Source organism: Achromobacter sp. HZ34, assembly GCF_002209485.1.
Classification (GTDB): Bacteria; Pseudomonadota; Gammaproteobacteria; order Burkholderiales; family Burkholderiaceae_B; genus Bordetella_C.
In genome coordinates this window covers 420031-445051 of record NZ_NJIX01000005.1, presented here as the reverse complement: position 1 = coordinate 445051, position 25021 = coordinate 420031, and the positions used below count along the sequence as shown (strand labels likewise).

General features: G+C 64.0%; 20 protein-coding genes. 8 read left to right on the top strand and 12 right to left on the bottom strand.

The genetic code is table 11. The features are described from left to right. Nucleotides 1-60 precede the first annotated feature (60 nt). The 7 genes from CEY05_RS21710 to CEY05_RS21680 form a co-directional block, all read right to left on the bottom strand. Entirely contained in the window at nucleotides 61-966 is a 906-nt protein-coding gene (locus tag CEY05_RS21710; RefSeq protein WP_088597268.1) for a 2OG-Fe(II) oxygenase, read from the bottom strand. Between the two features lie 11 nt (nucleotides 967-977). Further along, the gene (locus CEY05_RS21705; protein WP_088597269.1) at nucleotides 978-1649 is read right to left on the bottom strand and encodes a hypothetical protein; all 672 of its coding nucleotides are present in this window, start codon (nucleotides 1647-1649) and stop codon (nucleotides 978-980) included. A gap of 28 nt (nucleotides 1650-1677) precedes the next feature. Next, a complete protein-coding gene (locus CEY05_RS21700; protein ID WP_088597270.1) occupies nucleotides 1678-3147 on the bottom strand; it encodes a cytochrome-c peroxidase in 1470 nt (489 codons plus the stop codon). A 137-nt stretch (nucleotides 3148-3284) separates the two neighbouring features. Then, nucleotides 3285-5732 (bottom strand): alkaline phosphatase family protein, encoded by a 2448-nt coding sequence (locus tag CEY05_RS21695; RefSeq protein ID WP_233161642.1) that lies wholly within the window; start codon nucleotides 5730-5732, stop codon nucleotides 3285-3287. A gap of 367 nt (nucleotides 5733-6099) precedes the next feature. Further along, on the bottom strand, nucleotides 6100-6639 hold the full coding sequence (locus CEY05_RS31485; RefSeq protein WP_198952851.1) for a hypothetical protein: 540 nt from the start codon (nucleotides 6637-6639) through the stop codon (nucleotides 6100-6102). A gap of 107 nt (nucleotides 6640-6746) precedes the next feature. Then, on the bottom strand, nucleotides 6747-8489 hold the full coding sequence (locus CEY05_RS21685; RefSeq protein WP_088597272.1) for an ABC transporter ATP-binding protein: 1743 nt from the start codon (nucleotides 8487-8489) through the stop codon (nucleotides 6747-6749). A 186-nt stretch (nucleotides 8490-8675) separates the two neighbouring features. Continuing rightward, on the bottom strand, nucleotides 8676-9293 hold the full coding sequence (locus CEY05_RS21680; protein WP_088597273.1) for a PadR family transcriptional regulator: 618 nt from the start codon (nucleotides 9291-9293) through the stop codon (nucleotides 8676-8678). An 84-nt stretch (nucleotides 9294-9377) separates the two neighbouring features. Here CEY05_RS21680 and CEY05_RS21675 point away from each other — a divergent pair, with 84 nt between their 5' ends. From CEY05_RS21675 to CEY05_RS21655, 4 genes are all read left to right on the top strand, one after another. Continuing rightward, nucleotides 9378-11180: an ABC transporter ATP-binding protein gene (locus CEY05_RS21675; protein ID WP_088597274.1), complete on the top strand. Its 1803-nt coding sequence runs from the start codon at nucleotides 9378-9380 to the stop codon at nucleotides 11178-11180. A 254-nt stretch (nucleotides 11181-11434) separates the two neighbouring features. After that, complete coding sequence (locus CEY05_RS21670) at nucleotides 11435-11737, top strand: PadR family transcriptional regulator (RefSeq protein WP_088597275.1); 303 nt, start codon at nucleotides 11435-11437, stop codon at nucleotides 11735-11737. Beyond that, nucleotides 11734-12963: a chromate efflux transporter gene (gene chrA, locus CEY05_RS21665; RefSeq protein WP_088597276.1), complete on the top strand. Its 1230-nt coding sequence runs from the start codon at nucleotides 11734-11736 to the stop codon at nucleotides 12961-12963. Before CEY05_RS21670 ends, chrA begins: the two co-directional genes overlap by 4 nt. Before the next feature lie 592 nt (nucleotides 12964-13555). Further along, nucleotides 13556-13762, top strand: a complete 207-nt coding sequence (locus CEY05_RS21655) for a hypothetical protein (RefSeq protein ID WP_143220554.1) — start codon at nucleotides 13556-13558, stop codon at nucleotides 13760-13762. 436 nt (nucleotides 13763-14198) lie between these two features. On the opposite strand, the gene CEY05_RS21650 is transcribed toward CEY05_RS21655, so the two are convergent. The 4 genes from CEY05_RS21650 to CEY05_RS21635 all read right to left on the bottom strand — a co-directional run bounded on the left by CEY05_RS21650 (nucleotide 14199) and on the right by CEY05_RS21635 (nucleotide 18388). After that, nucleotides 14199-14651, bottom strand: a complete 453-nt coding sequence (locus tag CEY05_RS21650; protein WP_088597279.1) for a thiol-disulfide oxidoreductase DCC family protein — start codon at nucleotides 14649-14651, stop codon at nucleotides 14199-14201. Further along, nucleotides 14644-15768: a saccharopine dehydrogenase family protein gene (locus CEY05_RS21645; protein ID WP_088597280.1), complete on the bottom strand. Its 1125-nt coding sequence runs from the start codon at nucleotides 15766-15768 to the stop codon at nucleotides 14644-14646. The genes CEY05_RS21650 and CEY05_RS21645 overlap by 8 nt, the downstream gene beginning before the upstream one ends. 62 nt (nucleotides 15769-15830) lie before the next feature. After that, the gene (locus CEY05_RS21640) at nucleotides 15831-16685 is read right to left on the bottom strand and encodes a formate/nitrite transporter family protein (protein ID WP_088597281.1); all 855 of its coding nucleotides are present in this window, start codon (nucleotides 16683-16685) and stop codon (nucleotides 15831-15833) included. 140 nt (nucleotides 16686-16825) lie between these two features. Further along, complete coding sequence (locus CEY05_RS21635) at nucleotides 16826-18388, bottom strand: PLP-dependent aminotransferase family protein (protein ID WP_088597282.1); 1563 nt, start codon at nucleotides 18386-18388, stop codon at nucleotides 16826-16828. 145 nt (nucleotides 18389-18533) lie between these two features. Here CEY05_RS21635 and CEY05_RS21630 point away from each other — a divergent pair, with 145 nt between their 5' ends. Continuing rightward, nucleotides 18534-20264, top strand: a complete 1731-nt coding sequence (locus tag CEY05_RS21630) for an NAD(P)H dependent flavin oxidoreductase family protein (protein ID WP_088597283.1) — start codon at nucleotides 18534-18536, stop codon at nucleotides 20262-20264. On the opposite strand, the gene CEY05_RS21625 is transcribed toward CEY05_RS21630, so the two are convergent. Then, the gene (locus CEY05_RS21625) at nucleotides 20257-21129 is read right to left on the bottom strand and encodes a LysR substrate-binding domain-containing protein (protein WP_088597284.1); all 873 of its coding nucleotides are present in this window, start codon (nucleotides 21127-21129) and stop codon (nucleotides 20257-20259) included. The two genes, CEY05_RS21630 and CEY05_RS21625, sit on opposite strands and share 8 nt — an antisense overlap. Nucleotides 21130-21431: 302 nt before the next feature. Between CEY05_RS21625 and CEY05_RS21620 the strand changes: the two genes are divergently transcribed. From CEY05_RS21620 to CEY05_RS21610, 3 genes are all read left to right on the top strand, one after another. Further along, complete coding sequence (locus CEY05_RS21620; RefSeq protein WP_088597285.1) at nucleotides 21432-22367, top strand: tripartite tricarboxylate transporter substrate binding protein; 936 nt, start codon at nucleotides 21432-21434, stop codon at nucleotides 22365-22367. 66 nt (nucleotides 22368-22433) lie between these two features. Next, entirely contained in the window at nucleotides 22434-23894 is a 1461-nt protein-coding gene (locus CEY05_RS21615; protein WP_158219376.1) for an MmgE/PrpD family protein, read from the top strand. Nucleotides 23895-23960: 66 nt separating this feature from the next. Then, nucleotides 23961-25010 carry a tripartite tricarboxylate transporter substrate binding protein gene (locus CEY05_RS21610; RefSeq protein WP_088597287.1) on the top strand — a complete coding sequence of 350 codons (1050 nt, stop codon included), beginning with the start codon at nucleotides 23961-23963 and terminating at the stop codon, nucleotides 25008-25010. The last annotated feature ends 11 nt before the right edge of the window (nucleotides 25011-25021 follow it).

Genomic DNA, 25021 nt, shown 5'->3' with positions numbered 1-25021 from the left:
CGCCCCTCTTGCCGAGGAGCCACCGTGGCGGTGGAACAAATTGGGGTGGCGCGGGGCGCGCTATGCCGATGGCACGCTTCTGGACGGGACCGGGGCGGGTATGAACTCGCGTTCCCGTATCCACTTGGTGGCTATCCATTTCTCACCGGCCAATACTTTGTTGCCGGCGTGCAAGGACATCGGATCGGTACGTCCCTGCGCATTGCCGTACTCGAAGAACAGCGCCTGGCCGCGCCGCGGCAGCACCGACCATCCTGCGTGAGGGAAGGTGGTCTCGCCGCCCGCGTCGACGTCGTTCAAATACATGATGAAGGTGGCGATGCGCTGGCCGCTGCGTGCGATGGAGGACGTATTGGCCTCATTGGCCGGCATCAGGTAGTCGTAGTGCGCGGTGCTCTCGGCGCCAGTGGGGTAGTGGAGGATTTGCAAACCCTCCCCATGCTCGATGGGCAAGCCGGTGAGCGCGGCGATGCGGCGCTCGATGCGCGCCACCAGCGGTGTCTCCATCAGCTTGAAGAACATGCCGCCACTGCTGCGATGGTCGGCAACCTTGTCCAGGCCCGTAATGGGATCGACGACGGTCGAAGCTTCCAGGCGCGGCCGGGCCTGGGCGATCAGCTGCCTGCATTCGTCGGCGTCGATCACGCTGCCGAGCAGGGCCGCGCTGGGTCTTTGCAAGCGCGCCAGCACCGGCACATCGCGGTTGCCCGCTTTGAGCATGGATGCCTGGCCCAGGCGGCCAGGATCGGGCACATATCGCGCAGGCGGCGCCGCCAGGTCGAGCTTGCCTTGCGGCATCGCTTCGCCATACAGCAGCGCGTTGGATACCGCCTGGACCATGGCCAGCGCCAGCGGTTCTTCCAGCCCGGTTCCGACCAGTTCCCGCAACACGGCCTGCGGCTGGCATCCGCGTATCAGGTTCTGCGCGATCCAGTCGCGCAGGCCGTTGGCGAAGTCCACGATCATCGCGCCTGCACCTAGCGTTGGAAGAACTCTTCGGCCACCCAGCCGTCCTTGGTCAGCCGCACGCCCTCGCGCAGCTGCATGGTGCCGGCACCTTCGACGACGCGTTTCACCATGGGGAACACGCGTTGGAAATCGGGATCGCGGGTGAAGGGCGCGGGATCGATGTGGTACGTGTACAGCACTGACGTCCGGCTGGAGCCGTCCTGCTCCTTGACTGGCGTTTCCCAACCGATCACCTTGTCCAGCGTCAGCGTCGCCACGCAGAAGTCGGCGTCGTGGGTGACGTGCTGGTTGGCGGTGGCGACGACGACCGGCTTGTGCAGATAGAACTTCTGTCCCGCCGCCGTCAGGTCGTAACGCCGACCGGGCGCGGTGATCTTCGCGCCATCGTCGCCGGTGCGCTCGACGGACATCTGGGTGCTGCTGACCAGGCCGAGTTTTTCCAGGACCGGCATCTGCAGGGCATCGCGCGAGTTCCCCGATTTGTCGTCGGCTACGTAGCGGGGCCACTCGTATTCAGCCAGGCACAGATGGCCCCGGTCGGCCAGGTAGTCGGTAATCGTCTTGGTAAGGCTTTCCGCGTCGGGCTCGGACGCATGGCTGTTGCAGGTGACAAGCAGAAGCGAGAGGGCCAGCGGAATTGCGCCGGCCAGGCCGCGCACGGTATTCGAAAGTCGGTTCATTGGGGTCAGCTCAAGATCCAGGCAGAAATCAGTCCACGCATTTACCGCTCGTGGGCGGCGTCGCCGGCGGCTTGTAGCCGTCGGACAGGATGTTCATGAAGCAGATCAGGTCCTGTATGTCATGCTCGTTCATGACGGGCGTGCTGCCTGGCTTCCTGGGCGCCGTGCCGCTGCCCAAGGTGTTGTCGCCGCCTTCGCCGGTGCCCAGGGGAATCTCTTCGTCGATGTTGCCCTGGAAGGCCACCGGCAGATCGTTGAACTTCTGCACCTTGGCGCCGGGTACGGATTGCGAGAACAGGGCGTAGTCGGGATTCCCGACCGGGGCGCCGTTGCCGCCCGTCTGCGGATACCAGTACTCGGGATTGGTGTCGCGCGTGTTGTAGAAGTGCACGACCTGGTTCAGCGAGTGCATCACGCCGTTGTGGAAGAAGGCATTGCGGGTGGCCACATTGCGCAGCGTGGGGACCTTGAAGACGCCGCAATAGGGGTCGGGCGTGGGGATGCCCTTGGCGCCGGGCGCGTGGTCCGTGCGTTCCGGCCCGCACAAACCCATGTCGTAGTAGCCGGCATCGCGATTGGCCGGGATGGGCGACGGATTGTTCGGGATGGACATGTCGTTGCGGGGCACGCCGATGGCCTGATAGGTGTAATCGGTCATCAGGCCCTGGCCGCCATTGAAGTTGGCGCCGGCGTAATGGCAGGCCGCGCAGTTGCCGATGGTGGGACTGTTGAAGATCATCAGGCCGCGCCGTTCCGCAGCCGTCAACGTGCCGCCCAGTTTGTTGTGCACGTAGAGGTCGTACTTGCTGGAGTATGGGTGGAAACTGACGTCTTCGCGCTCGAAGGCTTCGATGGCCTTGCCCAGATTGGCGAATGCCGCATCGGGGTCGGTCAGCGCATCGGCGCCGAAGGCTTGTTTGAACAAGGGGGCGTACGCCGCGCCTCTTACCGCTTCGACCACGGCGGTCTTGGACTTGTTGCCCATTTCAACCGGGTTAAGCAGCGGGAAGGCGGATTGGTCAGCCAGTGTGCCGGCGCGGCCGTCCCACATGAAGCCGCCGCCGGGGGCGCCCAGCGTCACGTTATCCGGGTTCGCGGCAACGTCGTTATAGGGGGGCGTGCCGTCCTTGTAGCGCAGCGACGGAATGGCGCGCATGCCGGACACCGACGGGTCGGATCCCAGTTGCACGGACAGGCTGTTGGGCGGTCCGTAGGCGTAGGCGGGGTCGTGGCAAGTCGCGCACGACATATTGTGGTTGCCGGAAAGGTTCTTGTCGAAGAACACTTTCTGGCCGACCTGGGCGGCCAGGCTCAGTGCGCTGGCGGACGCCGGGGCTGGCGCATTCGTGGCGCCCGCGTTTGGCGCGGCCACGCTGGCGACCACGCTTGTCACCACGCTTTTCGGCTTGGCCGCGGCGGATGGGTTCGAACTGTCGTCCCCGCAACCCGCCAGGATCAACAAGACTGCGGACAGCAGGCCCGCATGGATCTTGCGCATCGCTATTTCCTTGAGCATTTCAATACGAGGAGCGGGAAGCGGCCTCAGCCACCTCCCGCCCGGACTTCATTTACTGCGCCACGCTGCCGATCACCGGATCACCGGATCACCGGATCACCGGATCGGCAGGTCGGCAATCAGTTCAGCGACCAGACATTTTTCTGGGTACGGTCCGGGCCCACTTGCGGCGTCACTACGCCGTCGGTCGAGACCACCACGCCGCTGCCGTTCTTCACGCCGGTGATGTCCGCCGGGTTGAGCTTTTGCGTATAGCCCGCGGGGACGATGTAGGCGTGGTTGATCGGCCGCACCGCGTCGAAGTGGGTATCGGCGCTGCTCGCGAACTCCGGCAGGTTGATGATGTTCTGCGCGATGAACGCTTCCGTGTACTTCGCGCGGTTCAGGTACGAACCATCGACCGTGGGGTCGGCCAGCTGGAACATGTCTTGCAGCGTACGCACCATCGCGAAGTGGCTGTAGGCGTCGCTGTCGACGATGCCCTTGGGCGCCACGCCTGCGTCCTGATGGTTGGTGATGATGCCGAAGATCGAGTTGCCGTGGCCATTGTTGCCGGCGGTGTAGTTGGGGGGAGCCGTCGTCTTGGTCACCTTGCCATCGGCATCGATGGACAAGGGCGAGCCGCCGGAGCCGACGCCGCCCGCGTTCCAGCCGCAGCACGACGTGCTGGAGCCTTCGCCTTCGTCGAACATGACGACGATGGCCACACGCTTCTGCGGATTCTTCCACAGCGCCGAGTTCTGGATTTGCGTGACGACGCGGTTCAGGTAGATATCGGCACGCGTCACACTCGGGTTCTGGCCGTCGTTGCTGTCGGCGCCGCCGTTGCAGGACTCGCCGTCGGGACCCACGCCGTGCATGTCATCGCATTGGTCGGGTACGACAAAGTTGATGTTGCCGACGTCACCATTGGCCAGGTCCTTGCTGAACTGGTCATAGATCCAGGTCGAAACGTCATAGCCAGGGTAGGCCGTCGCACCCTTCCACGCCGCTTCGGTGTATTGCGAGCCGAAGATGGTGCGGTTATCCGCGTAGAACTCCGGCAGGCTGCGTGCGGCCTGAAAGGCCATCGACGGGCCGTGCTTGACCTTGTAGAGACCGCCGGGAACCGTGTAGGAAGACACGTCCGTGACGGTCTGTCCGTCGATCGCGGTGCCGCTGAATTGGCCATTCACCGCAGCGTCGGCGATGCTGTCGGAGCGGGGATCCTGGCCGGGGTTCATCGACTCACTGTAGGTGCGCGCGGTCAGGCCGGCCTTGGAGATCAGGGTGAACAGGTTGTCGCCAGGGATGTTGTGGGCCGTGCCGCCGGTGGGGGTCAAACCGCAGGTGGCGCTGCCTGCGACGTAGCCGGCCAAGTGGCTGCTGTCGAGAGGCGGCAGCGTGCCGGCGGGTGCCAGCACCTGACCGTCCGAGGCGACGCCGCCGACGAAAGCCACATCCTTCAGCGCATACGTACCGGTTGCGCCACAGCCGAACCAGTTGTCATCGGTGATGCCGTTGTCGTCGCCGCCACCCAGGGCCGTGTAGTTGGGCTCGGAGGGATTGCCGGTGGAGTAGTAGGTGCTCAGCTGGTTGTAGGTGCTGAGGATCTGGTTCATGTACGGCGCACGGGTGTTATGCAGGATCGCGTCCGTCGACTTGTTCTCTTCCATGATGATGAAGATATTGTCGTAGGCCGGGATGCCTTCGATATTGAACGCGGCCTGCTGCGCCTGGGCGAAGGTGATCTTGGCCTGGGTCTGCGTGGGCTTCACGTTCGTCGCCGCGGTGATGCCGGTCAGGCCTGCCAGGCGGGGGTCGCCGCCGGTCACGGCCAGATTGTCCGGGTACATGTCGCCGCGGTCCAGCTTGGCGGTGGCGTAGGTGTAGCGGCTGGCCAAGGCGTTGGCTTCGTACATCAGTTCGTACTTCTCGGCGGCGTTGCTGACACCGTTGACGTCGCTGACCGCGTCGGCGCCGCTTACGGTTGCCGTGCCGAGGTTGAACGCCGGGCCGGTCAGGCGTGCGGCCAAGTTGGCTTTTTCCGTCGCGTACGCGCTGTTGTTGGCTTCGACCAGGCGCTGCACTTCGCTGGACATGGGGCTGATCACGACGCTGCCCGCGCCTTGGTCGGCGATCTGGTCCTTCGAGGCACGCAGGACCAGGTGGCTGGGGACCAGGGCGCCCGCGGCCGTGTTGGTGGCCGTGGTGGGGATGTCGGCGACCAGGGGACCGGACGCGGTCGTGGTCAACGTGAATTTGCCGCTGGCGTCGGTGGTCGCGGAGGTTTCGCCGCTGTCGAGCACGCCGTTGCCGTTGGTGTCGAGGAACACCGTGGCGCCGGTGTAGTAGCCGGCCTTCAGCGTCGGGTTACCCGACACATTGTTCTTGGCGCTGGTCGCCACCACGACGCCAGCATAGGTGGTGGCAACAGGATCGGTCGACCCTGTCGACCCTGTCGAGCCCGTGGTCGGGCCAGTCGAGTCGGAACTCGAGTCGTCATTCTTGTCCCCACCGCAACCGGCCACCAGCAGCGCCGCAGCGATGGCTGTCAGCGACATGGTCAGCATGGATTTGTTCGGCATGTGCACGGATATCCCCAAAAGAAAGAGAAAAGACGATGCTTTGTATCGATGGCAATCGTCGGTTCGAAAAGCAGCGGGGATACTGAAGGCGCAACTTGACACGAACGTTGGGGTTTCCTGGCGCCTTCTTGAACGAACGCCGACTCCACACTGAAAAATAGCTAACTGCAAGCTGTCTTATGGGAAGACGGTGCGTGCGCTCCGGTCTTGCTGAGAGAGGCATCGCGTCGTTTCCGGCGTAAGTCAGCGTCTGGTCAGTGAAGGTAGGAGAGGGACGCAAACAGCGGGGATTAGTACTGTCACGGAAACTTCACACAATAAAAAAATCCTCTGCGCCGGCCGCGAATGCTACCCGCGTCATCGGGCCTTATTTCTCTTTCGACAAATTCCGGTTCGCCTGGGTCCAGGCCCAGGCTTCCCTCTTCCCGTAGCCCAGTATCTGGCTGGATTCGGGCGATGCCATGACGGCGTAGCGCACTCTGTCCTTGCCCACCCCGAAGTTGCCTTCTTCACGGACACAGAAGGCACGGGGATACTTCGCCAGGACGCATTCCTTGCCGCGCTCGCCGCTGGGGACGGGCGGCCTGGCGATGGGCGCATGCACGGGGGTGGCGAACGCTCTCTTGTCCTTGTCCCGGAAGCTGGTCAGCTGCTTGCGCGTCAGCTTGAGACGGGGGTGATGGCCTATCGACAGAAGAAACAGTTCCCACATGGCCAGGGGAATCGGCCGATGCACCACCTGTTCCACGGGCACCTCGTACTGGTTCCATACGCGGTACACGTGCGCACCATCGCCGCAGACCAGTTGCGCGGCCTGGGTCTGGGTCAGTCCAGCGCTGAGCCGTGCGTTGCGCACTTCTTCCGGCGTGGGGGGAGAAATTCGATCGGCGATGGGCGGCAGCTTCATTTTTCGCGGCGGAAGAAAAATCCGCGTGCAGCGTACACGCCCCAACCCTGCTAATTCCTGAAACGGCGATCAGGCCACGCGCCCAAGCCACGCGTTCAGGGCGCTGCTCATGCCGCGCGTCTGGCCAGCACCTCATCGCGCGGCCCCGCGTCGACCACCCGACCTGCCTCCAGCACGACCACCGTGTCGAAGCGGGCGAGCAGGCTGGGGCGGTGCACCGAAGCAATGATGCAGGCGGAAGGGAACGCGGCGTCCATGCGGTCGAACACCCGGCCCTCGGCTGTTGGATCCAGCGCACTGGTGGGTTCGTCGAGCAGCAGCAGCGAACTGCCATGCGCCGCCAATACGCCGCGGGACAAGGCCAGGCGTTGCCGCTGCCCACCGGAAAGATTGCCGCCGCGTTCGTTCAGTGCGCTGGCCAATCCTTCAGGCATGCGTTGCAGCACTTCGTCGAACACGCCTGTATGTACCGCAGACTCCAATACTGCCGCGTCGGCCGGTTCGCCAAAGGTCAGATTCTCCTCGACACTGGCTTCGAAGACTTCGGCTTCCTGCGGGATGAGCGTGGCCAGTGTGCGCAGCTGGGCCCAATCCACTGCCTGGCCGTCGCGCAGCAACTCGCCCTGCTGGGGCGGGTACAGGCCGGCCAGGGTCCGCAGCAATGTGCTCTTGCCGCCGCCGCTGGGGCCGATGAGCGCCACGCGCGCGCCACGGCGAAGCCGTAGGTCCACGCCATGCAGGCCGCCACGGGCATCGTCGGCGTAGCGCCAGAAGGCGCCGCGCAGTTCCAGGGTCTGCCAGGGGGCGTCGGGTATCACGGCGGGGACGATCGCGTCGGGATCGCTGGGCGCCTGCCAGATCGGTTCGGCGCTGCCGTAGTCGGTGTGCATGCGCGCGAAGCTCTGGAAATTCGCGGCCATGGCGCCCACCACCTGGGCGGCCTGCTGCGCGTATTGGTAGATCATGAAGACGGTACCCAGCAACACGGCCTGGCCCGGCTGGCGATTCTGCAGCACGTATTCCACCACCAGGATCCACGTCAGGCCCATGCCCAGGATGTCGACGGCGAACCATTTTCCTTCGGTGACGGTGACCGAGCGGCGCAGCGGCACCATGATGGCATCCATGCGGCGTCCCAGCAGCTTGCGTGACGCCGCCTGCAGGCGCAGGCCGATGACCGTGCCGGCATTGCTGACGAAGTCGAGCAGGGCGGCCGCATAGCGGCGCTCTTCATCGTTCTCCGCGCGCGCCAATTGCATCAACGTGCGGTCGAAGCGCAGGATGATGATGGCGATGATGACGTAGCCGCTTATCGCGATGGCGCCGCTGGTGAAGGACAGCAGCGCCAGCGCGACCAGCGGGCCGACGAAGTTGAAAATGCTTTGCAGATAGCCGAACTGGTTCTGCGCGAAGTCGGACAGCGCACGGCTGGACTGCACCACGCGGTGCTGCAACTCGCCTGAATGGCGGCCGTCACGCCAGGCCAGCGGCGCCGAGGCAATGCGCGCATAGAGCTGGTCGGCCAGCCGGGTACGCACACGCACGCCGACGTTGCGCTCCAGGATGCGCCCTGGGCCGTGCAGGAACCACGAGAACAGGTAGATGAGCACCAGGTAGATGATCCAGCGTCCCGCCGTGCCCATGTCGCCCTGTTGCAAGGCGTTGATGGCATGCGAGGCCAGCCAGGGCATGGTCAGCCTTAGCAGCTGCGCCGCTGATAGCAGGCCGGCGGCGCCGAGTAGCTGGGGTCGTGCGCCTTGGGCGTGGCGCCAGAGGGCGGCGTAGAGTTCGCGGGCAGCGCTGCCCAGGCCGATGGAAGGGGTACGGGAAGAGGATGCGGACTTGGTCACGTAGTGGCAGTAGGCTCAGGTTGATGCCCTTGCAGGGGCAGTCTGCTGACGCGCGTTCGGTCAAGTACAGCCCTTAGGCTACTACACCATGCGTATGTCGTCCGGCGCCTTGCCTCGCGGAGAAGTTGCAGGGGCTGCGCGTCACCCTCCGCGTCCCCCCCCCCGCGCCTGCCTGTCATACCCCTCTTATGCGCCGCCGATCTCCGCGGCCGCGCGCAGCAGGATGGCGGCCACGCGCCGCTGTTCTTCCTGCGGCGCGTCGCTTTTCAGCAGCAGAGCCCGTTTCAGGCTCTGGCGCGCCTCGACGAATTCCGGCAACCAGAAGCCGCCGCCGGGGTTTTCACTGTTTTCAGCCATGGCCCCGCGCAGATACTTCATCTTGCGCGCCAGGTCCGCCAGCCCCAGGAACATCTCGTCCAGGCGCTGGCGGCGCTCCTGCACGAAGCGCTTGCCGTCTTCCGACAGCCGGTAGGACTTCTTGTTGCCGATGACGTCGGCATCGACCAGGCCCAGTTCGTGCACATAGGTCAATGCCGGGTAGACCACGCCGGGGCTGGGCACATAGGCGCCTTCGCTGCGGGTTTCCAGCGCCTTGATCAATTCGTAGCCGTGGCTGTCGCCGTCGGCCAGCAAGCCCAGCAGCATCAGCTGCAGGTCTTCCGAGGAAAAGCGGCGTCCGCGCATCAGTTCGCCGCGGCCACTGAAATCGCCGTGGCGGCGGTGCCCACCGTGGCCGCCGCGTCCGTGCTCGTCGTGCCGGGGTGAGTGCCAGCCGGCGCAATGCTTGTGGTGATGGTGTCCCATGGCGGTCCTGTATATATCGCAAGATATGTCTTTAGATATGTCGTATGATATGTCTTACGATATAGATGGTCAATCGATAACGCTATGAAACGTGTCGCCTTCTTTTACAGCCAGGCGCTGCAGGCGGTAGGCCTGGTCTGGAATACCTCCCGGGGCCTGTTCCTGGGCCTGATCGTCGCCACCATCGCCGCTGGCGCCTTGCCCGCGTGGGCCGCCTGGGTGGGCCAGCACATCGTCGACGCCGTGGTTGCGTCCATACAGGTGCGCGCGCAGACGGGCAGTGCGCCGCTATGGCCGGTGCTGCGCTATGTCCTGCTCGAAGCCGGGATACTCATCCTGCTGGCCGCGATGCAACGCGCGCTTTCCGTACAGCAGTCGCTGTTGCGTGTGCAGTTGGGGCAGAAGGTGAACCTGCTCATACTGGAGAAGGCGCAGCAGCTTTCCCTGGTCCAGTTCGAGGATTCCGAGTTCTATGACCGCCTGGTACGCATCCGCCGCGATGCCTCCACCCGGCCGCTCTCCTTGATCATGAAATCGCTGGGTCTCGTGCAGAACCTGATCCTGCTGAGCAGCTTCGCGGTGCTACTGGTGCATTTTTCGCCGTGGGTATTGCTGCTGCTGGTTGCCGGTGCGTTGCCGGTGTTTGCATCCGAAGCGCATTTTTCGGGCAACGCGTTCCGCCTGTTCAGCCGGCGCGCGCCGGAGAGCCGTCAGCAGAACTACATAGAGAGCCTGCTCTCGCACGAGAGCAACATCAAGGAAGTGAAGATTTTCGGTTTCGCGCCGTTGCTGTTGCAGCGCTACCGCGACACCTATGCGCGCCTGTATGCGGAAGACCGGCGCCTGACCTTGCGCCGCGATGGCTGGGGTTTCCTGCTGGGTTTGTTCGGTACGGCGGCGTTCTATGGCGCCTACGCCTGGGTGGCTTTCGACACCATGCAAGGCCTGACGACGCTGGGCCAGATGACCATGTACCTGGCGTTGTTCCGCCAGGGCCAGTCCGCCATCAGTTCGGGGCTGACGGCCATCAGCGGGCTGTACGAAGACGGGCTGTACCTGTCGAACCTGCACGAATATCTGGCGCATCCCGTCGCACCGCAGACGGGGGTGCTGCGGCAGGGCGTGCGGCCGGGCGATGGCTTGCGTTGCGAGAACGTCGGCTTCACGTATCCCGGGTCCAGCGCGCCGGCGCTGCGCAACATCGACCTGCATCTGGCGCCTGGGCGCAGCCTGGCGCTGGTCGGCGAAAACGGCTCCGGCAAGACCACCATGATCAAGCTCCTGACGCGCCTGTATCGTCCCGACCAGGGGCGCATCCTGCTCGATGGCAGCGACCTCAACGATTGGGAGGAAGACGCTTTGCGCCGGCGTATCGGCGTCATTTTCCAGGACTTCATCCGTTATCAATTACCGGTCAGCGAGAACCTGGGCGTAGGTGATGTGCAGGCTTTCGACCAGGAAGAGCGCTGGCGCGAGGCCGCTGGCCAGGGCGCCGCGGCGGAATTCATCGAACGGCTGGAGCACGGCTACGCGACGCAGCTGGGCCGCTGGTTCGCGGGCGGACAGGAGCTCTCGGGCGGCCAGTGGCAGAAGATAGCGTTGTCGCGCGCGTACATGCGCCGCGAGGCTGACATCCTGGTACTGGACGAACCGACCGCCGCGCTGGATGCAGCGGCCGAAGCCGAGGTGTTCGAGCATTTCCGCAAGCACGCGCAGGGCCGCATGACCTTGCTGATTTCGCATCGCTTTTCCAGCGTAAGAAATGCCGATGAAATCCTGGTGCTGGACCGCGGCGAGATCCTGGAGCGTGGCGACCACCAGGCCTTGATGGCACTCGAGGGCCGTTACGCGCACTTGTTTGATCTGCAGGCGCGAGGGTATAGGTAGGCCGAGGATCGAGGGCAGGGGCTTTATGTGCTTCCCTTTGCGAATCGCCGCCGGGACGGAGCGGATTAAGTAACTGCCTGCCTTTGGAAATACGCTCTGGGTCGGGTTGCAGCGGGTGGTCGTTATGACTGCTTCCGGCCAATAGCTGCCCTTCAAGGAGGAATCACGGGACCAGCTTAGAACTGTCATGTCGTTGTTATTATCGAATTTCGTTATCGAATATCGATATGAACGTGACCTCAACACCTCGCGCTATGGAGCGCCACGATCTGCTGTCGGGGCTGGTCCGCCTGCACGTGCTGCATCACGCAGCCGAGCAGAAGATCTATGGGCAGTGGATGATTGACGAGCTGGCCCACCACGGCTATCGACTTTCTCCCGGAACGCTATACCCGATGATTCACAAGATGGAGCGCGACGGCTACCTCGTTTCGCGCCAGGAGCGCGAAGGACGCACCGTGCGAAAGCTCTACACGATTACGCCCAAGGGCAAGGAAGGCTTGGCGCTGGCCAAGGAACGCATCTGGGAGTTCACCGGGGAGGCAATGCACAAATGACAGGCCCCGCCAACACCGTACAACACGAAGCTGTAGCTGGGCGCAGCTCACCCGTTGAAGTCTTCAGCGCCTTCCTAAAACTGGGATTGACCTCCTTCGGCGGTCCAATCGCGCATCTCGGCTATTTCCGTTCGGAGTTTGTAGAGCGCCGCCGTTGGCTGGATGACCGAAGCTATTCCGATCTGGTCGCCTTGTGCCAGTTTCTACCAGGTCCGGCCAGCAGCCAAGTGGGAATGGCGATTGGGCTGGGCCGCGCCGGCTGGTTGGGGTTGCTGGCGGCTTGGGCAGGGTTTACCTTGCCATCGGCCGTCGCGCTCATCCTGTTTGCCTTCGGCATCGCCGAATACCAAGGGCTGGCCCAGTCCGGGTGGGTTCATGGTCTCAAGGTAGTCGCCGTGGCCATCGTAGCGCAGGCTGTGTGGGGTATGGCCAAGTCGTTATGCCCCGACCGACCACGCGCAGCCCTAGCCATTTTGGCGGCACTCCTGACCATGATCCTGCCCTCAGCAGCGGGACAGATTGCCGCGATCACTTTGGCGGGACTGCTAGGCTGGTGGACGCTGAAAATTTCACATCCTGGCGGGGGCCAAGCCCACAGTTACCCGGTGTCGCGCAAACTGGGCGTTGCTGCGCTGCTGCTGTTTCCCACACCGCTTGTCGTGCTACCTCTATGGGCTGTATCCACGGGATCGTCCACGATAGCGCTGTTGGAGGGGGTGTATCGGTCCGGTGCGCTGGTCTTCGGCGGCGGGCACGTAGTGCTGCCGCTGCTGCAAGCCACCGTGGTGCCCAGCGGCATCGTCAACAACGCCGACTTCCTGGCTGGCTATGGCGCAGCGCAGGCCGTGCCAGGACCACTGTTCACTTTTTCGGCCTATCTTGGCGCGGTAGCCCACGGCCCGCTGCATGGCTGGATCGGTGGTCTTGCTCTGCTGGGCACCATATTCCTCCCGGCCTTACTTATGCTGGTCGGCGCTCTGCCCTTCTGGGCGGCGCTTTGCCACCGCGCGGGTATTCAGACAACCATGGCGGGCATCAATGCCGGTGTGGTTGGCATCCTGGTGTCGGCTCTATACGACCCCGTTTGGACAAGTGCCATCCATGGCAAGGCGGACTTTGGGCTGGCGTTGCTCTCGTTCGGATTGCTCACAGTGGGGCGCGCGCCGCCGGCGCTGGTGGTGCTGCTGGCCGGCTTGGCAGGCTGGGCCATGGCGATGGGCATCTGAATTCGGGCGGTACAACTGCTGCTCGGGCATACGAAGCTTGGAAGCATGGCTCGCTGCCTCAGGATAGAGGTCAAATGGTCGGCCACTGTAACTCTTGATCATGAAGCTCAGCCGGCTCGACCGGCTGCTTTGGGTCGGAAGCGGTCGTCTACGGATAGCGGGTCATAGCTAAGAGCAGAAATACAAAGTGCCCGACGAAATGAGATTGGGTGGCTCTGGTTAGTTCGGTTTAGGTAAGAGCCCGATAGTTCGCTGCTCCTCTCTGTCGGGGTGAATGCGCCGAATGGTTTCGCGGCCCGGCATCGTTCGTCCAGTTATCGGATACAAAGACTTTTGGGTGACGCAATGGACCAACACGAGAACAGTGCTCTGACTGAAGAACAACTTTGGGCCGAGAAGCGTGAGCGTCAGGAGCGCTCGTATGACGCGGTGCGACGCGGGGAGCGTACGCAGGAGTCGATGTTCATCCTGCCGCCTGAGGTCGTCCGGACCTTCAAAGTGCGTCACGCAGAAGAATTCTCGTGGACTGAACTCGATACATGAAAGAAGTCCCGATTAGCGCGGACGTCTTGTGGGTGGGCAGGCGCTCGCTATGTGGGTCGAGTACTACCAGATTGATGCCCTGAATCAAAACCCAATCGGCGGCATAAGCGAGGATGCGGACTTCCTGGGCACCCGCGATGACTTGACTTCGATTGATGCTGCTACAAGCGGCAGTCCGCGACTCCCGACTCGTCGCGAGATCACTGCCTTGGTTGGCCAAGTGTTCGTCCCCGTTTGGCTGCGCGAGAATTCGTGATCTCGTTTGTGTCTGCTATCCCCAATGGTCAAGTTAAGAGCGATACATTCCAGAAAATTCGTTGGCCTCGCATGCTGAACGAATTTCGGGAAGCCGCCGCGCGATCCACAGCGGGAAAAGAGGAGGCTGAGCGAACCGACTCGGCAGAAGATATGAAGGCGCCAGAAGGCAACCTACCCGATTAGGTTTATGTGTCCCCTGGTGTGCCGGCCCGATGAAATCAAGTAATCCCTGTTTCATAGCACGCGCATTGATTGTTTCTCCGTCGGATGCTGTATTTGAGCTTGCAGGGTAGAACGTCACTCTGGTTACGACCGTTGGAACACCGCAAACCGTGGCCGGGCAGGAACTTCGCTTGGCGTGCATGATGCCCGTCGACGAAGACACCGAACGCCTTCATCAAGCGCTGCTGGGTGGTTCCATTTGATCGCCGCGCCTAGAGCAGGCGCGAGCGTTGGTCGGCGGTCAGCAGGGTGCAGTATTCGGTTTTGCCGAACCAGCGGTAGCGGTTGCGTGCGATCAGGGCGTAGGCGCGGTCACGCAGGCTTTCGGGAAGGATGGTAACTGCGCGGAAGAGATGCCACGCGCCGCCCAACAGCTTGCATAGCTCCAGGTAACCTCGCGTCGCGGTATAAGCCCGGCCATTGGCGATGAGCAGATAGCTTTCATCCATGATTACGCCGTAGTGCGCGTATAACGCCTGGCCCAGTGCTTCCTGCGCGGGCGCGAAATTCACGCGGGCTTGCTTGTCGTATTTCATCAGCCAGCTTGCACCGCCCGAACACAGGACGCAAACGCCGTCGAAGACGAATAAAGGTTTTGTATCGTCGTAATCGGGCACCGCCGGATCCTGGCGATAGCTGTAAGGGTGGATCGACACTTCAGGCATGGAAGGCCTCGCGAATGACCTGGATATCCAGCCCGGCCAGGGCGCCGAGATAGCTTTCAAGATCGATGAGATCGACGCAAGGCGTGGCGCCGCGCTGCGGGATTTCGTTGTGGGCCAGGCGGCGCGCCAACAGTATGGCGGGGATGCAGGGGATGTAGGCGCCATGCCCGGATCTTGCAACGATCATGAAACGGCGCCGCAAGGGTGCGCCGTCATGGCCGATGCCATCGAGGATCATGTGAAAGCCGCTGCGTCCCGAACCGAACCGGTTGAACAGGAACGCAATGCGCAAGAGACTGTCAGCGTATCTGGCTAGCGAGGAAAGCAGGCCCAGGCGTACCAGCGCGCCGCCCAGCCGCGTGCCATAGTGCAACACCCTCAGTTCATGTCCCGCGGCAAAGCGCATGGACTTCAAGGACGGATAACGCCGCGGAAACAACGCCAGGTCCGGAATGTCGCAGTTGCCGAACAGGCGGACGCCCAGTTCCGGATAGCGTTCGGCGTGCGTGTCTTCCCAGCCGTAGACGGTCTTCATGGCACCGTCGCGCAGGGTGCTGATCGGCTTGCCGACATAACTGAGCACCGCGGCGGTGGTGGCCACTCCCCGATCGGTTTGTTGCGCGGTGGTGATGCCGTAGTCGACACTGTCCAGCCGCGCGAACGCGGGAAGTTCGGCGTCGATGACCGCCGCGGTCAGGCAGGGCACTGAACTGGCGCCGCCCACCACCAGGACATTGGCGGCCCGGGCCTGGGCGTCCAGCGTGACGATGTTCGCAACGAAATCGCGGGCATCGGCCAGGTCGGCGTAATGGCAGCCCTGTGCGATGCAGGCGCGGGCAACGTGATAGTCCTGGGATTGGAAAGGACCGCTGGTATGGATGACGATGTCGGGCGCCAGGGCTTGCAGCGCGGCGGGAAGATCGACGTCGATGTCCAAGGCATGCGCCTCGGCGCGATTCGCCGCTGCCAGCGTCGCCACGAAATCGCTGGCCTTGCGTAGCGACCGGCCCGCGATGAGCAACTGGATGGATGCATCTCCGGCAAGATTGCGGGCGATATACCCGCCGAAGTTTCCGTACCCGCCAATGACCAGAACCCTGCTTACCTTCTTTTCCATCGTCGTCCGAGTGAAGTAGCCTGTAGCGTGCGAGAGTCAGGCAGTGCGCCGAACCCAGCTTCTTATTCCCGCCGAGATTGTTCCACATCCACGTTTACGTCCACATCGGCGCGCACCTGCGCGTGGCTGATAAGCGCGAAGATGAACGTACCGCCGACGATGTTGCCTAGCAAGGTTGGCAATACAAAGGTCGTCAGGGCATCGATGGCCGTGGCATCGTCGAGCAGCACCAGGTAAGTGACCTCTATCATCCCGACTACGACGTGGGCCACATCGGCGATACCCATGAGATAGGTGACCAGAAAGATCAACATGACGCGTCCAGTCTCTACTGCGTGGATCATCCACACCAGGAGGGCGATCAGCCAGCCGGCCAGGACAGCGGTGGCAAAGGACTGCCCTTTGGGCGCCTCCAACAAATGCTTGCCCAAGCTAACGAAGGCCTCGTCGACCTCGGGTGAAAACATGGGCAGGTAGGCAAACACCGCCGCGGCAATCAGGCCGCCGAGGAAGTTGCCCAGCAGCACAGTCGCCCACAATCGGAATACCTGCAGAAGCTTGGCCCAGGTCGGTCGCGCCATGAATGGGAGCACTGGCGTCACCGTGTTCTCCGTGAAGAGCTGCTGCCCAGCGGTAATGACGAAAATGAAGCCCAGCGTGTAGCCCATCGCCTCCACCAGAATGACCCAGGGAGCTTCCGGCAAATAGGCTTGCAGCACGCCGCGGCCCAGCATGGAGGTACTCATGATCAGCCCGCCTGCGATGGCGGACCAGAACAAGGCGAAGAAATCGCGACGCAGCTCTTTTTCGCCCTCCCTGCGAATGATCTCGTGGACCGCTGCCGCCTTCGAGGGTAGCGCCTCGGAGAGTTCTTCGGCGGATTTCTTGGTGGCTGTCGCCGAACCGGTATCAGACATGGGCACTCTCGCTAGTGAGCATTTGCGATCGCCTTGCGGGTCGCGCCGCCCGGTGAAAAGGATGATCGTTCAACTCTACGTCAGATTTTGCGTGACGGGTGGGATGTGCCGACGAAAATAGAGGGTTGCGCTTCAGCGCGTCACACTAGTCCACGCAGCAGTGCCCCCTGCCGCTCGATCTCGGCCGGGGATAGACCGCTGTAGCCGATGACGATGCCAGGCGGCAGGGTGGTCCGGTGGCAGAATTGGGCGATGGATTGCAGGGTGAGGCCCTGGTCCTGGGCGCGCGCGTGTAGTGCCGCGGGGTCGATTCCTTGCGGCAGCCACCAGACGAGGTGGAATCCCGCATGCGCGCCGCCGATGCGGAGGTGTTCGCGTCCCACCGCATGTCCGACCGCGTCGGCCAGCACCTGTATCACCAAGTCGCGCCGCTGCGCATACACCGCGCGGGCTTTGCGCACATGGCGCGCGAAGCTGCCGTCTTCCAGGAAGCCTGCCAATGCGATCTGCTCGATCATGCCGTTGGATCGGCCCGTTGTCTGGCGCGCACGCGTGAAGGCTGCGACCCATCGTTTTGGCAGCACGGCATAGCCGATGCGCAGAGCGTTGAACATCGTCTTGTTGAAGCTGCCCAGATGGATCACCCGGTCCGCCGTGTCCAGGCTTTTCAGCGCTGCCAGGGGCGCGCTGTCGTAATTGAACTCGCTGTCGTAGTCGTCTTCGACGATCCAGCAGTTTTCCTGCGCGGCCCAGGCCAGCAGATCCAGGCGGCGTGACACCGGCATGGTGACTCCGACGGGCGATTGATGCGCGGGTGTGACGTGCGCCAGCTTCACGCCGCGGTGCCGCCTGGCGCGCTCCACTGAAAAACCCTGTTCGTCGATGGCGATGGGTACGACTTTCGACGTGAATTGGCTGAACAGGGGCAGGGCCGTCAGATAGCCCGGATCTTCGACCAATACCTGGTCTTGCGGCGTCAGCAGGACGCGGGCGCTCAGGTCCAGGCCATCGCGGATGCCGGTGAGTATGACGACCTGGTCGGCATCGCAGGAAATGCCGCGCGCGGCGCCCAGGTAACGGGCGATCTGCTCACGCAAGGGGCGCCAGCCCTGCGGCGCTTCTTGCGCCAGTTGATCGGGCGTCACGGCTTTCGCGCTGGCCATCAGGGCTCGGCGCCAGGCTGCCATGGGAAATATCGAAGCATCCGCGGTGCGGGCGGCGAACAGGGGCGTTAAATCGCTCGCCCGGCGCGCGGACACGTTGTCGGCGTCGACGTCGATGCGCTGGAACGATGCGGCTTCGCCACGGCGCCCGGTTGCGCCCTGGTCCAGCCCGCCATTGTGGCTTTTGCCGGGGCTGCCGCCTTTGCCATGATCCTTGCCCTGGGCCGGCAGACCATGCCGAAAGAACCGATCCGGGATCACGGCCGACACATAGGTTCCGGATCCCACGGTCCCGGTCGTATAGCCTTCGCCGCGCAACTGGTCATACGCCGCCTCGACCGTGGAGCGCGACACTTCCCACCGCTGTGCCAGCGAGCGCGTGGACGGCAGCCGGGTGCCCGACGCCAGGGCGCCTTGCAGGATGCCTTCCTGGATTTGCCGATATACCCAGGCCTGCTTGGATTCGCCTGTCCGCAAAGGCGACGCCGGCAGGTCCAGGCTGGATTCGGCCTTGTACCGAACCGAAAGTGGCTTGCTCATATTTATCGATATGGCCCTATTGAAGAAGCCATTTTATCGATAACTTAGGCACCATCCACCCATCCACCGCAGCAAGCCGGCAAGCCGTAAGCCAGCCGCAGCCTGACCCTCAAAGCGCATTTGACCGACAAGCCTGGAACCGTCGATGACTACACCTGCCGTTCGACCCTACACCATCACGCTCGAATCGGGCTCGTTCTCCACCCATGACCAGGTGTCCATCCTGGATGCCGCGCTGGCCAGCGGCGTGCCGGTTCCCTTTTCCTGTCGACGCGGCGAGTGCGGCTCTTGCCGCGCCCAGGTGCTGGACGGGGAATTCGAGCCTCTCGTTGCGCCCACTGAGCGTTCCTATGTGCCTGCCAGCGATGAACTGCTGATGTGCCAATGCCGGGCCACCAGCGACCTGGCTTTGCGCTTCCCCCATTGGCAGGCGCCCGACCGGCCGCCGGCACGCCGCGACGCCAGGGTGGTGACGCGCCGCCCTTTGACGGCCAACGTGACGGAACTCATCGTCGAGGTTCAGGGTGACGAGCCCTTCGATTACCGTCCCGGGCAACATGTCCTTCTGCTGCTGGAAGACGGCCGCCGGCGGCCTTTCTCGATCGCCAGCGTGCCGCAGGCGACGGGCGATCGGTGCCGCCTGCAATTCCATATCCGGCGCATGCCCGGTGGCGTGTTCACCGATGGTGTCCTGCCGGCACTGATGCCAGGCGACACGTTGGCCCTGGAAGGCCCGCAGGGCGCCTGCGTCTGGCCGGGCGAGCTGGCGGATGGCATCGAGCACCTGGTCCTGCTGGCAACGGGTACCGGTTTCGCGGGTGTATTCCCCATCCTGATGGCCGCCATCGAAAGCCGGCGGCTGCGATCCGTCACGCTGTACTGGGGCGGGCGGGAGCCGGACGATTGTTATGCGGCCGGGCTGCTGAATGCGTTGCAAGGCAAGGACACGATCTTCCGCTGGCAGCCGGTTGTGAGCAACAGCAGTTCCCGCTACGTGCAGGACGTCGCCGCGGACGCCGGCCACGACTGGCAACACAGCATGGTCTACGCCTGTGGCAACCCGGGGATGGTCCGCGCCGCGCGTCAGCGCTTGCAACAACAGGGCCTGCCTGAGCAACGTTTCCAATCCGAAGCGTTCGTGCCGTCTGACGATGCCGCGCCCACCGTGGCAAGTTCCGCGTCCCCAACGCGGTTGCCCCCCAAGCACCCCTGGGAGCAAGTCGGCGCCCGCTTCACGATGGAGGGCATCCTGCAGGCGCGCCGCCGCTCCATCGCCGCCGTGCATGAAATCGCCGCCTTGATACGTCCAGGCATGACGACGGCAGCGGCCATCGCGCTGGCGGACCAGCACCTGCGCGGCATGGGTGCGTCGCACAACTGGCATCCCACCTACATTCGTTTCGGCGCAGATTCCCAATCGCCGGCGATCCATCCCACCGACCGCCAGCGCGTCCTGGGAGAAGACGACATCTTCGTGGTCGACATCGGCCCTGTCTGGGACAATTACGAAGGCGATTACGGCGACACCTTCGCCACGGGCCCCAGCGCAGACCACGCGCGCTGCGCCGAAGCGGCCCGGCTGGTATTCCAGCGCACGCGGCTGGCCTGGCTGCAGGGCCTGACGGGCGCGGGGCTCTACGACGCGGCCGACGGCTATGCCCGGGAATACGGCTGCACCGTGGTCCGCGAAATTCCGGGGCATCGCGTCGCCGATTTCCCTCACGCGCTGTACGGCAAGCACCAACTGGCTGCCGCCGACTTCGTTCCCAGCGACGGCATCTGGGTGCTGGAAATCCAGGTGCGGGATCTGCACCTGCCGATCGGTGCGTTCTATGAAGATGTGCTGCTGCGGGAAGATGCAGTCGCCATTATCTGACGCTGAGTATCGAGTCGGCGAAAGTGCTGAAGGGCTGCACCGCTGCCCGCGCCGGGTCGCTGACGAGATAGTAGCCATGGCCGCTGAGCGCGCTGTGCGCCAGCGGCTGCACCAGTTGGCCGGTGGCGAAGTCCTGGGTGATATAGGCGCGCTGCGTCACGGCGATACCCAGGCCTTCGGCCGCCGCCTGCAGGCACAGCACTGCATTGGCGAGCGGCAGGAAGCGCGTGTCGCTTCTGGGCGCCAGGCCGGTGGAGTGCAGCCAGCGATTCCAGCACTCTGGCGCGATCATGGACTTCAATAGCGTCTCGCCCAACACGTCCGCAGGCGCGCGCAGGCGTTCGGCCATCGCCGGCGCACATGCCAGCACCAGTTCGTCCGGGAACAGCAGGTGGGCGCTCAAGCCAGGCCAGTGCCCATTGCCGCAGCGCACGACGAAGTCGGCATTGTGCAGGTCCGTGTCATCCGCGCGGGCCACCGTGGCGACTTCGATGTCGATGTTGCTATGCCGCGCGTACAGTGAACCGAGCCGGGGCATCAGCCATTTGATGGCGAGGCTGGGGATGACCTTGACCCGGATGCGGCGGTTGGCGCCGGTCTCGGCGGCCTTGGCCAGCACGGATTCCAATTGATCGAAGAGCTGGGCGGCCTGCACGGCCAACTCGGCGCCGGCCGCGGTGAACCCGATATCGCGTCCCTCCTTGCGCACCAGCGGCACGCCAAGTTCGGTCTCCAGCCGGCGCAACTGATGGCTGACCGCGCCGGGCGTGATGTGCAGCAGTTCGGCGGCACGGCCGACGCCGCCACCGCGGTACACGGCATCCAGCACCCGCAGCGGGGCGAGACGGTTTCTCAGCTTGTGCATTGTTGAGATGGATTAAATGATCCAGGAATAAGTTTCCACAGACACTCAAGAGGAAGCGGCCTACAGTCTGCCTTGCTGCACAAAACTAAATCAAGTGCCGGACGAAGGATCGCCATGTTGCAGGGCGGCAAAAGATCCGGCCAGGAGGAGACAACGTGACCAAGCGTTTTAGACGTAAGGCATCATCCTTCCCGCGGCTTCTGGGTCGGTTCTTGAGCCGAATTCGGAGTCCGCTTGCGAATCGGCCTGCAACAGTCCGCGCGATCCGGGGGAGTTTCCTGTGCGGCGTGGCGTTGAGCGCCATGTCGAGCGCACCCGCCCAGGCCGCCTATCCCGACCATCCCATCAAGCTCATCGTGCCCTTCGCCGCCGGTAGCGCTGCGGACACGCTGTCGCGCGCGGTGGCGTCGGCGCTGGCCGAACAACTGGGCCAGCCCCTGGTTGTGGATAACAAGGGCGGGGCGGGCGGCACCATCGGCACGACGGACATCGCCCGCGCCAGGCCCGACGGCTACACCCTGGGCATCGCCGCGCAGGGGACCTTCGTCAACAACCAGGTGCTATACAGCGCCCCGGGTTACGACTCTATCAAGGACTTCAGCTTCATCAGCGAGATCGCCGACGTGCAGAATTTGCTGGTCGTGTCGGAGAAGTCGCCTTACCAGACGGCGCGCGCCCTGCTCGATGCCATCGAGGCCAAGCCGCCGGAGACCTTCCGCTATTCGTCCAGCGGGGTGGGGACCAGCCACCATATCGCCGGCGCCACGGTGGCGAAGTATCTGGCCAAGCCGCTCATGCACGTGCCCTATACGGGCGCGCCGCAAGGTCTCGCCGCCATTCTCAGCGGCGACGTCGACATGGGCTTCTACAACCTGCCCGCCGCCATCGGCCTGGTAAAGGGCGGCAAGCTGCGGCCGCTGGCGGTGACCGGGCCCAGGCGCTCGGCCCTGTTGCCGGACGTACCCACCCTGGACGAGAGCGGCCTCAAGGGCTACTCGGTCACGCTCTGGTGGGGCCTGGTCGGACCGGCCGGCCTGCCGACCGACGTTTCCGCGCGCCTGTATGGCGCGCTGGACAAGGTCATGAGCAATCCGGCCATGCGCGACAAGCTGATCGGCCAGGGCTTCACCTTGCCCGATACCCCCATACCCAAACCCGCGGCCTTCCGGGACTTGGTGCGCCAGGACCTGGCCAAATGGGTGCCGGTCCTCAAGGAACTGGGCACGGCGACGCAGTGATGCCACCGTGATGCCGCAGTGATGCCGCAGTGATGCGTCTTTAAAACCTTCGGAAGGAATCCGATTGTGCAATCTCCTTCATTGACGCCGCCCCTGGCGCGTCAACTGGCCGAACTCGTCCTGTCGACGCGCCATGGCGACCTGCCGGCGCTGAGCCTCGAACACGCCAAGATGAGCCTGGCCAGTACCCTTGCCAGTGCCGCGGTCGGCTACGGCATCGAATCGGCCCGCATCGTGCGCGAGCTGGATGTGGCCGATGGGGGCACGGCAGCGGCGGCGCTATGGTTCGACGGCGGTCGCCTGCCCTTGGCCAGTGCCGCGCGAGTCAACGCGGTAGCCAGCGACGCGGCGGCGTCGGACGACAGCGACATGCGCAGCATCGCGCACATCGGCACCATCATCTCCAGTGTGGCGCTGGCGGTCGGCGAGCGCGAAGGCGCGGGCGGCCGCGATGTGCTGACTGCCATGGTGCTGGGCTACGAGGTGGCCGGACGCATCGACGAATCGCTGACGCCGGTGCGCATGCAGCGCGGCTTCCATGGCTCGTACGCCACCGTGTTTGGCGCCTGCATCGCCGCTGGCGTGCTGCTGCGGCTGGATGCGCGGCAACTGGCGCAGGCGATCGCGTTGTCGGCCACGTCGATAGGCGGCATGGCCATCGCGGCGGACACGAGTTGGGCGCGCGAATATCACGCCGGCCTGGCGGCGAGCACGGGCATCCGCGCCGCGTTGGCGGCCCAGTGCGGTTTCGAAAGCGAACTGGCGGTGCTGGAGCGGCCACGCGGCTTTCTCGATGCCCTGGGTGGGCAAGCCCGCGAGGATATCGTGCGCGACTGGGGTGAGTCCTGGGACATCGTCACCGACCTGGCGATCAAGCTCATGCCGGGCGCGCATCCTTTCCACGCCACCGCCGAGGCCGCGGCGAATGCGGCTCGCGCAGGGGGGGGTGATTGTGGGAGTGACACGAACGGCGAGAGCGGCACGAATGGCACGAATGGCACGGCTGGCACAGGTGGCGCAGCCCGGATCAATCCCGGCGACATAGCCCGCGTCGTTGTGTCGGCCGCGGTGCAGTGGACCAATTTCAAGGGCGACCCGCATCCGCGCAACCTGGTCGACGCCGCCCACAGCCTGCATTACTTCGTCGCCGCCGCCATCGTCGACGGCGGCTTTTCCTGGCAGCACATGGACGAGGCCAGGATGGCGGACCCGGTGGTTGCCGCGCTGCAGGACAAGGTGGAGTTCGATCCCGCCCCGCCGCCCTTGCCGGACCGCTTCCCGCACAGGCATGGCGGCACTGTCACCCTGCACATGAAGGATGGCGCCGTGCATCGCGGCACTTGCATCATGCCCCGGGGATCCGGCGCGCGCGGCATTGCCTGGCGCGACGTCGAAGACAAATTCCTGCACCTGTTCCCGCAGGCCGGGTTGGCGCCGGCCACCACCGAAGCGTGCCTGGATGCCGTCGTGCATCTGGAGCGAGCCGATTCCCTCGGTTTGCTGGTGCGCTTGCTAAGCAGACGTTGACCCGCTTTCTTATCCAAACCTGAATGACAAGGCCGCAAAGGCCACCCCCACGGAGAGGAGACAAAAATGAAGCCACGCATCGCATCCGCACTTGCCGGCATCGCCTTGGGCCTGGGCCAGGGTCGAAGCCTTGGGCTGCGCTTTGGGCTGCGCTTTGGCCTGAGCCTGGGTTTGAGTCTGGCTCTGGTCGGTACGTCCTTTGCCAACGACAGCTTCCCGTCCAAGCCTGTCACCATCATCGTGGGTGTGGCGCCCGGCGGCAGCCTGGACGCACTGGCCCGCCTGGTGGCTACCGAACTGGGCAAGGTGACCAACAATACCTTCGTGGTGGAAAACGTCACCGGCGCGGGCGGACTGCTGGGTTTCCAAAGGCTGGCGCGCTCCGCACCGGATGGCTACACGCTGATGTTCAGCAATCAATCCATGGTGCTGATTCCCTTGCTCTATCCCAAGGCGGGCCTGGACATCGTGAAGGACACGACGGCGATCGGTACGGTCGCCAACGTTCCCATGGTGCTGAGCGTGAGCAACCAGAGCGGCATCAAGGACCTGCCGTCCATGCTGAAGGGCATGCGCAGCGGCGAGTTGAAGCTGTACTTCGGTTCAGGCGGCCCTGGCACCACCGCTCACCTGGCCGAGGCCCTGTTCCTGCAGATGGCCGACGTGAAGGCCGAGCTGATCCAGTACCGTGGTTCAGGTCCGGCCATCACCGACTTGATCGGCGGCACCATCCAGGCGGTACTCGACCAGACGGTGACCATGCTGCCCCTGCACAACGGCAAGCAGATCAAGGCTATCGCGGTGGCGTCCAAGGCACGCCTGCCGCAGATGCCGGATGTGCCTACCTTCGCGGAGGGCGGCGTGCCGCAGTTCGACCTGCAGATATGGAATGGCCTGGTTGGACCGAAAGGCATGCCCAAGGATGTCGTGGACAAGCTGGCCGAGGCGGTGTCGAAGGCGGTGCAGACGCCTGAATTCCGTACGCGCATCGACACGCTGGCGTCACGGATTCCTTCGGCGCAGGAACGCAGCCCCACAAGTTTCACGAGTACCTTGCAGCGCGACCAGACGCAATTCGCCGAGCTGGCCAAGAAGATCGGGCTGGAAGCACGCTGAACCCTGCCGTG

Coding starts and splice junctions, on each gene's coding strand:
- CEY05_RS21710 (WP_088597268.1), bottom strand. CDS start 966: ATGATCGTGGACTTCGCCAACGGCCTGCGCGACTGGATCGCGCAGAAC.
- CEY05_RS21705 (WP_088597269.1), bottom strand. CDS start 1,649: ATGAACCGACTTTCGAATACCGTGCGCGGCCTGGCCGGCGCAATTCCG.
- CEY05_RS21700 (WP_088597270.1), bottom strand. CDS start 3,147: ATGCGCAAGATCCATGCGGGCCTGCTGTCCGCAGTCTTGTTGATCCTG.
- CEY05_RS21695 (WP_233161642.1), bottom strand. CDS start 5,732: ATGCCGAACAAATCCATGCTGACCATGTCGCTGACAGCCATCGCTGCG.
- CEY05_RS31485 (WP_198952851.1), bottom strand. CDS start 6,639: ATGAAGCTGCCGCCCATCGCCGATCGAATTTCTCCCCCCACGCCGGAA.
- CEY05_RS21680 (WP_088597273.1), bottom strand. CDS start 9,293: ATGGGACACCATCACCACAAGCATTGCGCCGGCTGGCACTCACCCCGG.
- CEY05_RS21675 (WP_088597274.1), top strand. CDS start 9,378: ATGAAACGTGTCGCCTTCTTTTACAGCCAGGCGCTGCAGGCGGTAGGC.
- CEY05_RS21670 (WP_088597275.1), top strand. CDS start 11,435: ATGGAGCGCCACGATCTGCTGTCGGGGCTGGTCCGCCTGCACGTGCTG.
- chrA (WP_088597276.1), top strand. CDS start 11,734: ATGACAGGCCCCGCCAACACCGTACAACACGAAGCTGTAGCTGGGCGC.
- CEY05_RS21655 (WP_143220554.1), top strand. CDS start 13,556: ATGTGGGTCGAGTACTACCAGATTGATGCCCTGAATCAAAACCCAATC.
- CEY05_RS21650 (WP_088597279.1), bottom strand. CDS start 14,651: ATGCCTGAAGTGTCGATCCACCCTTACAGCTATCGCCAGGATCCGGCG.
- CEY05_RS21645 (WP_088597280.1), bottom strand. CDS start 15,768: ATGGAAAAGAAGGTAAGCAGGGTTCTGGTCATTGGCGGGTACGGAAAC.
- CEY05_RS21640 (WP_088597281.1), bottom strand. CDS start 16,685: ATGTCTGATACCGGTTCGGCGACAGCCACCAAGAAATCCGCCGAAGAA.
- CEY05_RS21635 (WP_088597282.1), bottom strand. CDS start 18,388: ATGAGCAAGCCACTTTCGGTTCGGTACAAGGCCGAATCCAGCCTGGAC.
- CEY05_RS21630 (WP_088597283.1), top strand. CDS start 18,534: ATGACTACACCTGCCGTTCGACCCTACACCATCACGCTCGAATCGGGC.
- CEY05_RS21625 (WP_088597284.1), bottom strand. CDS start 21,129: ATGCACAAGCTGAGAAACCGTCTCGCCCCGCTGCGGGTGCTGGATGCC.
- CEY05_RS21620 (WP_088597285.1), top strand. CDS start 21,432: ATGTCGAGCGCACCCGCCCAGGCCGCCTATCCCGACCATCCCATCAAG.
- CEY05_RS21610 (WP_088597287.1), top strand. CDS start 23,961: ATGAAGCCACGCATCGCATCCGCACTTGCCGGCATCGCCTTGGGCCTG.